Annotated in this window: 7 protein-coding genes; all 7 read right to left on the bottom strand. The window is 71.0% G+C overall.

Going from position 1 to position 7,561, the window contains the following annotated elements; genetic code table 11:
- Positions 1–125: 125 nt before the first annotated feature.
- The gene (locus tag ABS772_RS17065) at positions 126–797 is read right to left on the bottom strand and encodes a spermidine synthase (protein WP_350395995.1); all 672 of its coding nucleotides are present in this window, start codon (positions 795–797) and stop codon (positions 126–128) included.
- A gap of 136 nt (positions 798–933) precedes the next feature.
- Positions 934–2,937 (bottom strand): squalene--hopene cyclase, encoded by a 2,004-nt coding sequence (gene shc, locus ABS772_RS17060; protein WP_350395994.1) that lies wholly within the window; start codon positions 2,935–2,937, stop codon positions 934–936.
- A 44-nt stretch (positions 2,938–2,981) separates the two neighbouring features.
- Positions 2,982–4,283, bottom strand: a complete 1,302-nt coding sequence (gene hpnE, locus ABS772_RS17055; RefSeq protein ID WP_350395993.1) for a hydroxysqualene dehydroxylase HpnE — start codon at positions 4,281–4,283, stop codon at positions 2,982–2,984.
- Position 4,284: 1 nt separating this feature from the next.
- Positions 4,285–5,136, bottom strand: coding sequence for a presqualene diphosphate synthase HpnD (gene hpnD, locus ABS772_RS17050; RefSeq protein WP_350395992.1), 852 nt, complete (start codon positions 5,134–5,136; stop codon positions 4,285–4,287).
- Entirely contained in the window at positions 5,133–6,026 is an 894-nt protein-coding gene (gene hpnC, locus ABS772_RS17045; protein WP_238257847.1) for a squalene synthase HpnC, read from the bottom strand. The genes hpnD and hpnC overlap by 4 nt, the downstream gene beginning before the upstream one ends.
- Positions 6,023–7,048 carry a hopanoid-associated sugar epimerase gene (gene hpnA, locus ABS772_RS17040; protein WP_350395991.1) on the bottom strand — a complete coding sequence of 342 codons (1,026 nt, stop codon included), beginning with the start codon at positions 7,046–7,048 and terminating at the stop codon, positions 6,023–6,025. The genes hpnC and hpnA overlap by 4 nt, the downstream gene beginning before the upstream one ends.
- Before the next feature lie 319 nt (positions 7,049–7,367).
- Positions 7,368–7,561 (bottom strand): hypothetical protein (locus ABS772_RS17035; protein WP_350395990.1); only part of this gene is annotated, 194 nt, incomplete at its 5' end.

Genomic DNA, 7,561 nt, shown 5'->3' with positions numbered 1-7,561 from the left:
GCGAGCGGGCGGGAGAGGGGGCGGCTCAGGTCTTTCCGGAAGCGGCGCTCCCCTCACCCGACCCCCTTCGGGGGCCACCCTCTCCCGCGGAGGGGAGGGGGAGATTTGCGCGTCACATCTGGCTCTTAGCCCCGTCCAGCCAGCCAGATCACGTGCCGCGCCCCGCGCTTGCCGCGCGCCCGCGTCGCCACTTCCTCGACCGAAAACCCTGCCTGACCGAGCCGCCGGGTGAAGGCCGCGTCGGGATGGGCCGACCACACCGCCAGCACGCCGCGGGGGCGAAGCGCCGCGCGGGCCGCACCGAGGCCGGCGGCGTCGTAGAGGCGGTCGTTGGCGCCGCGGGTGAGGCCGTCGGGGCCGTTGTCCACGTCGAGCAGGATCGCGTCGTAAGCGCCCGGTCGCTCGCGGATCACCGCGGCCACATCCGCCTCGCGGATCGTCACCCGCGAATCGTCGAGGCTGGGGCCGGTCAGCGCCGCCATCGGCCCGCGCGCCCAGGCGAGCACCGCCGGCACGATCTCGGCGACCGTCACCCGCGCCGCCTCCGGCAGAAATCGCAGCGCGGCGCGCAGGGTAAAGCCCATGCCGTAGCCGCCGATCAGCACCTGCGGCGCCCTCGCGCCCGCGATCCGCTCGGCGGCGAGCCGCGCCAGCGCCTCCTCCGAGCCGCTGAGGCGGCTGTTCATGAGTTCGTTGCGGTCGAGCTGGATCGAGTACTCGGTCCCGCGGCGCATCAGGCGAAGTGTGCCCGCCTCACCGGGGATCGCGGCGGTGTCGAGGTGCTCCCAGGGGATCATGGGCGATCACGGTCTCTCCTCCCTCTTGCGGGGAGAAGTTGGAGGTGGGGGTGGCTCAGGAGGGAACGTTGCGGTGCCGCCTGCACGACCCCCACCCTCGGTCCCTCCCCGCAAGGGGGAGGGAAGACGCCGTGCGCTACATCCCGAACTGCACCTGACGGCTGTTGCCCTTCTTCAGGTTGCGGAAGCGGGCCATCGCCCAGAGCGGGAAGAACTTCGGGTAGCCGTGGTAGCGGAGATAGAACACCCGCGGGAAGCCCGTGGCGGTGTAGCGCTCCTCGCTCCACAGCCCGTCCTGCCCTTGCGTGCGCACGAGGTAGTTGACGCCGCGGGCGACCGCCGGGTCGTCCACCTCGCCCGCCGCCATGAGGGCGAGCAGCGCCCAGGCCGTCTGCGAGGCGGTGGAGTAGCCCGGCTCGAATTCGGGGTTGAGCTTGTAGGAGGAGGCGTCCTCGCCCCAGCCGCCATCCGGGTTCTGGATGCGGATGAGCCACGCCACCGCCTTGCGGATCTCCGGCGATTGCGGATCGACACCCGCCGCGTTCAGCGCGCAGAGCACCGACCACGTGCCGTAGATGAAGTTCATGCCCCAGCGGCCGTACCAGCTCCCGTCCTTCTCCTGGTCGTTGAGCAGGTAGGTCACGCCGCGGTCGAGCGCCCGGCTGGTCTCGCGGGTCTCGCCGAGCTGGGACAGCATCGAGACGACGCGGGCGGTCACGTCCGCGGTCGGCGGATCGAGCAACGCGCCGTGATCCGAGAACGGGATGTGGTTGAGGTAGTGGTGGTTGTTGTCGGCGTCGAACGCCGCCCAGCCGCCATCGGCGCTCTGCAGGCCCTCGACCCATTCGCGGGCGCGGGCGATCGAGGCCGAGTAGTCCGGCATGCCGCTGACCAGACCGTGCTGACGTTGCGCCCGGTCCATCGCCATCACGACGACGGCGGTGTCGTCGAGGTCGGGATAGTGCGGGTTGGCGTACTGGAAGGCCCAGCCGCCGGGGCGCACGTTCGGTTTGGTCTCGGCCCAGTCGCCCTTGATGTCGAGGATCTGCAGGGGCTTGAGCCAGTCGAGGCCGGCGCGGGCATTGGCCTCGGCCTGGGCACCGCCGGCCTCCAGCATGGCGTGGCTGTTCAGCGCCGTGTCCCAGACCGGCGAGAGGCAGGGCTGGACATAGGCCTCGTCCTCCTTCTCGGCGACGAGCTTCTCGATGGCCTCCAGCGCGATCTTCACCTGCGGGTGGTCGGGCGGATAGCCCAGCACCTCGTACATCAGCACCGAGTTGACCATCGACGGGAAGATGGCGCCGAGCCCGTCCTCGCCGTTCAGGCGCTCGGAGACCCAGGCCACCGCCTTGTCGATGGCGCGCTGGCGCGGCACCTTCGGGAAGCGGTCCTGCGTCTTCTGCAGCACGCGGTCGATGGCGCCGAAGATCGGCGTCCACGGCCAGGTGGCGTGGGGCGAGCCCGGCCAGGTCCGCACCGAATCGGGCGGGGTCACGAACAGTTCAGCCAAGCCGACGCCGCGCGGGTTCTTCGCCCGCGGCTTCTTGGCCTGGATCACGAACAGCGGCACCATGGTGCAGCGGGCCCAGTAGGACACCTTGTCGAGGTGGAACGGGAACCACTTCGGCAGGTGCATCACCTCCACCGGCATCACCGGCACCGCCGTCCACGGCACCTCGCCGTAGAGGGCGAGCAGGATGCGGGTGAAGACGTTGGCGTTGGCCGCACCGCCGCGCTGGAGGATCGCCTTGCGCACGGCGCGCATGTGCGGCGCCTCGATGTCGTCGCCGATCATCTTGAGGGCGAAATACGCCTTCACCGACGCGCTCATGTCGAACGGGCCGTCATGGACGAGCGCCCAGCCGCCATGCACCTTCGACTGCGTGCGGCGCAGGTAGTTGCCGATCTTGGCTTCCAGCCCCGGCCGCGGCTCGGTCCCGCGGAACTGGTGGAACAGGATGTACTCGGAGGGGATCGTCGCATCCGCCTCGAGCTCGAAGCAGATGTGGCCGTCCGCCTGCGTCATCTCGGTGAGCGCGCGGGCGGCGTTCTGAACGCCGCGCTCCACGTCGTCGAGAGAGACGTCGCGGGTCTTGGGACGCTGCAGCGTCTCGACCTTGCTCACGGCCGCCTCACGCATCGTGCTCGCCTCGTTCGCGTGTTTCGATGCCGTCGTCATATCCTTCAAGCGACTCCCTGTGCCTGTGCCCGTCCGCACATGCCGGTGCGGACTAGGGCTTGCGCGGCATTCGTGCCGGACCGGATCGCGCCCTCGATGGTCGAGGGCAGACCCGTCTCCGTCCAATCGCCGGCCAGAACCAGATTCCGGTAGCGTGTCGCCGCGCCGGGGCGACGCGCGGCCTCAGCGGGCGTCGCCGCGAAGGTCGCCCGCTTCTCCTTGACGATCTGCCAGCTAGGCAATTCCCGTGCAAGTCCGTTGAGTTCCGCGATCTCAACCCAGATCCGGCGCGCGAGATCCTCGCGGCCCTCCTCCAGCAGCCGGTCGGCGCCGCTAATGGTCACCGAGAAGCGATCCGGGTAGGCGAACAGCCACTCGGTCAGGCCGCCGACGACGCCGAGGATCAGCGGCGCCCCTTCCGGCGGGCGCACGGCGAAATGGGCGTTGACGATGGAGCGGAATTCCTGCGGCGCCGGCGTGCCGGGCAGCAATTCGGTCGCCACCCACGGCGGCAGGGCCAGGACCACGGCGTCGTCCGGTCCGAGCACGGTCGGCTCGTCGGTAAAGTCGAGGCGCTCGATGCGGCCCTGCCCGAGGGTGAGCGCCCGAAGGCGGCGGCCGTAGCGGATCTCGGCGCCCTGGGCTTCGAGATAGCGCAGGGCCGGATCGACGAAGGCGGTGGACAGGCCCTCGACCGCGATCAGCGGCCGGCAGGCGCGCCCGCCCGCCCCGAGCGTCTCGCGCAGGATGGTGGCGGCGAGCCCGACATCGCTCTCGCGCGGATCGGTGTTGAGGGCGGCGAGCAGCACCGGGTGCCAGAGCCGCTCGTAGAGCGGACCGTCGCAGGACATCTTCTCCCCGATCGTGCCGCTCTGGCCCGGCTTGTTGCCGGAGGCGGCCATCATCAGCGAGAGCGGCGCGAGGTAGTCGCGGGCGCGGGTGCCCGGCACGCGCCGGCCGGCCCGCAGCACCCACCACGGCAGGCGGCCCTCGTTCGGGCGCAGGGTCCAGCGCTCGCCGGTGCGGATGTCGGCGAAGGGGAAGGCCGCCTCGTCGGGACCGCTCAGGGCGTCGTCCGGCGCCCCGATCAGCCGCAGGAAGTCGAGGGACGAGCGGTTGCCCGACAGGAGCAGGTGGTTGCCGTTGTCGATGGTGAGCCCGAGCGAGGGGTCGTAGTAGGAGCGGCAGCGCCCGCCCGCCTGCTTGGCCGCCTCGTGCAGCACCACGCGGCCGCCCGCTTCCGCCAGCGAGGCGGCCGCCGAGAGGCCGGCGAGCCCGGCGCCGACGACGTGAACCGTACCCGTCATCTCAAAAGATCCCGTGGCGCAGGGCGACGCGGAGGAGGGAGAGTTTTCCGGGTTTCACCCGCGCGCGGGGGGCGGCCCAGCCGCGCCTGACCACGGCGTCGAGGTAGAGCCGGTAGGCCGCCGCCATCAGGCGGGCCGCCTTGGTGGCCTGCCGCGGGCTGCGCGCGATGATCGCCCAGGTCTGGCGGTAATGCTCCTCGGCTTCCGCGGCGACCGCCGCGCAGACCTCGCCGAGGCGCGGATGTGCCAGCGCGCTCTGGGGCGTCGGGGTCATCAGCCCGATCTTGTGGAATTTTTCCATCGGCAGATAGAGGCGGCCGCGCTCGGCGTCCTCGTCGATGTCGCGCAGGATGTTGGTGAGCTGCAGCGCCCGGCCCTGGTGCCACGCGAGCCGGATGCCGTCCGCCTCCGGCATGCCGAAGATGCGCACCGACAGCCGCCCGACGGCGCTCGCCACCCGGTCGCAATAGAGGTCGAGCTTGGCTTCCGAGGGGGCGACGATGTCCTCCTCCGCGTCCATCGCCATGCCGTCGATGACCGCCAAAAAGTCCTCGCGCTTGAGGCCGAAGCGGCGCGTCGGCTCTTCCAGCGGCTTCACCCGCGGCGGCGGGTTGCCGGCATAGAGCGCGTCGATATCGGCCCGCCAGCGGTCGAGTTCGGCCGCGCGGACGTCGCGCGGGCCGCCGTCGTCGGCCACATCATCGACCGAGCGGCAGAAGGCGTAGACGGCGTACATCGCCTCGCGCCGCTCCTTCGGGAGCAGGCGCATCGCCGTGTAGAAGGACGAGCCGGCGGCCGGCAGGGCGGGCGCCTCGGCGGTCTCGCCCGGGATCGGGCTGGCGGTGGCGCTCATCGGCCGGCTCCGGCGGGACGGGGGGCGCGCGACCGGAACGGGCGGCGCACCAGAGTGGCGGCGATGCCGCCGAGCGCGGTGAGCGCGAAGGCGGCCTTGCCGTGATGGACCTTGTCCGAGAGCGGATCGCGGGTCAGCAGGCCCTTGGTCAGCACGACGGCCAGCCGGTGGATTGCGGCGATCTCCAGGCTCAGGCGGAAGTCGTCGATCCGGTTCGGGAGCGGCGCCCCCTCTTCCAGCAGCACCAGGGTGCGCTCGGCGAGCTCGCGGATCACCGCGCGCAGCTCGGGGGTGGCCCTGTCCGCGCCCAGCATCGCGACGTCGGCGCCGTGCTTGGCCATCACGTCGAGGGGGATGTAGACCCGGTCGAGATTGCGAAAATCCTTGCCGCAATCCTGGAGGTGGTTGAGCACCTGCAGGGCGGCGCAGATCGCGTCGGAGGTCTCGTAGACCCGCGCCGGATCCTCGCCGTGCACGTCGAGCACGAAGCGCCCGACCGGCATCGCCGAGTAGCGGCAATAGTGGATCAGCTCGTCCCAGTTCGCGTAGCGCGACTTGCGCGCGTCCATGCGGAAGGCGTCGAGCAGTTCGAGCGCGTGGGTCGGCGGCTGATCGTGCGCGGCGAGCTCCCGCTTCAGCGGCTCGACCGAGGGATCGGAGCCGCCCTTGCCGGTGAGCGCGTCGGCGAGCGCGTCGAGCATCTCGATCTTGCGCTCGGGCGAGAGCCCGGTGTGGTCGGCGACGTCGTCGCCCGCCCGCACGTAGTTGTAGAAGGCGAGGATCGCGCCGCGGTTGCGCGGGTGGATCAGGTGCGAGGCGACGGGGAAGTTCTCGTCGTGCTGGCCCTTGCCCGTGCGCGCGTCGGTGGCGGTCTGAAGCGCGGCGCTCATGTCATGTACCCCGCCTGACGGAACCACGCGACGGCGTCCGCCAATCCCTGGCGATAGGGCCGCGCGGAATAGCCGAGTTCCGCCCGTGCCTTGGCGTCGGAGAAGAACATCCGGTACTTCGACATGCGCACGCCGTCGATGGTGGCGAGCGGCGCCTTGCCGGTCACCCGCGCGATCTGCTCGGAGAGGAAGGCGATCGGGTAGATCACCGCGTAGGGAAGCCGCGTCGTCGGCGCCTTGCGGCCGACGATGCCGGCGATGTCGGCGAGCATCTGCGCCAGCATCACGTCCTCGCCGCCGAGGATGTAGTGCTCGCCGATCCGGCCCTTTTGCAGCGCCAGCAGGTGGCCGGCGGCGACGTCGTCGACATGGGCGAGGTTGAGGCCGGTATCGACGAAGGCCGGGATCTTTCCCTGCGCCGCGTCGAGGATGATGCGGCCCGTCGGCGTCGGCTTGACGTCGCGGGGGCCGATCGGCGTGGACGGGTTGACGATCACCGCCGGCAGGCGATCGCGCAGAACCATCTCGTCCACCACGCGCTCGGCCACGACCTTGCTGCGCTTGTAGGCGCCGATGGCGGTCTCGGGCGTCAGCGGCCGGGTCTCGTCGGCGGGGGTGCCGTCGTCGTGCGGTTTGATGGTGGCGACGCTCGAGGTGTAGACGATCCGCTCGACGCCGGCCTTCAGCGCCTCCTCCATCAGGATGCGGGTGCCGTCGCGGTTGGTGCGGACGATCTCCTCCATGTCCGGCGCCCAGAGCCGGTAATCGGCCGCGGCGTGGACGAGGTAGCGCTGGCCGCGCATGGCGCTCGCCACGGCGGCGCGGTCGCGCATGTCGGCCTCGACGATCTCGACATCGGGCCAGGTGAGGTTGGTTCGCGGCGAGGACGCGCGCACGGAGATCCGCACGGTGAAGCCGGCCGCGCGGAAAACGTCCACCAGGGCGGCGCCCAGGAAGCCGCTGGCACCGGTGATCAGCACCGGCCCCGCCGGGAACGGGCCGCTTTGGGTCGGCTCTGTCATCGTGCTCGCGTGATTCACGGGTGGTCCCGCCCGCCGGTCACGAGACCCGCAGGCGAGCAGAAACGCCGCTCCGTCGACGCACCCGATTCCGGGCCGGACGGCGCGGCGCTTGTCTCACTGATGACGCGGTGCGGCAAGCACCGCGCTCTCTACTCAAACCTCAGACGCCGGCGGCCGCCTCCGCCGAAGGTCTTAATTCTTGGGCTTTCGCTTCGCTCGACGCCTCGGCGAGGCCGAGGCCCGCTTCGCGGGGCGCTCTTCGCGCCCGGCATACGGTGCAATCGCTTTCCAAGCGATTGCCTTCGGGCACTCAATCGGCTCAGGCGAGACGCAGGCGCCCGGCCCGGCTGCCCTTCTTCTCCGGCAGGGCGGCGCGGACGGCCCTGAGGATGCCCTCGGCGTCGAGACCGGCCTCAGCGTACATCTTCTCCGGCTTGTCGTGGTCCTGGTAGACATCGGGAAGCGTCAGCGTGCGAACCCGGACGCGGCCTGCATCCAGAACGCCGCGCTCCG

The sequence above is a fragment of the Methylorubrum podarium genome (assembly GCF_040270385.1).
Classification (GTDB): Bacteria; Pseudomonadota; Alphaproteobacteria; order Rhizobiales; family Beijerinckiaceae; genus Methylobacterium; species Methylobacterium podarium.
The sequence above is the reverse complement of the archived record's forward strand: the minus strand, read 5'-3'. Positions and strand labels throughout refer to the sequence as shown.

Coding starts and splice junctions, on each gene's coding strand:
- hpnD (WP_350395992.1), bottom strand. CDS start 5,136: ATGAGCGCCACCGCCAGCCCGATCCCGGGCGAGACCGCCGAGGCGCCC.
- hpnC (WP_238257847.1), bottom strand. CDS start 6,026: ATGAGCGCCGCGCTTCAGACCGCCACCGACGCGCGCACGGGCAAGGGC.
- shc (WP_350395994.1), bottom strand. CDS start 2,937: ATGCGTGAGGCGGCCGTGAGCAAGGTCGAGACGCTGCAGCGTCCCAAG.
- hpnE (WP_350395993.1), bottom strand. CDS start 4,283: ATGACGGGTACGGTTCACGTCGTCGGCGCCGGGCTCGCCGGCCTCTCG.
- hpnA (WP_350395991.1), bottom strand. CDS start 7,048: ATGACAGAGCCGACCCAAAGCGGCCCGTTCCCGGCGGGGCCGGTGCTG.
- ABS772_RS17065 (WP_350395995.1), bottom strand. CDS start 797: ATGATCCCCTGGGAGCACCTCGACACCGCCGCGATCCCCGGTGAGGCG.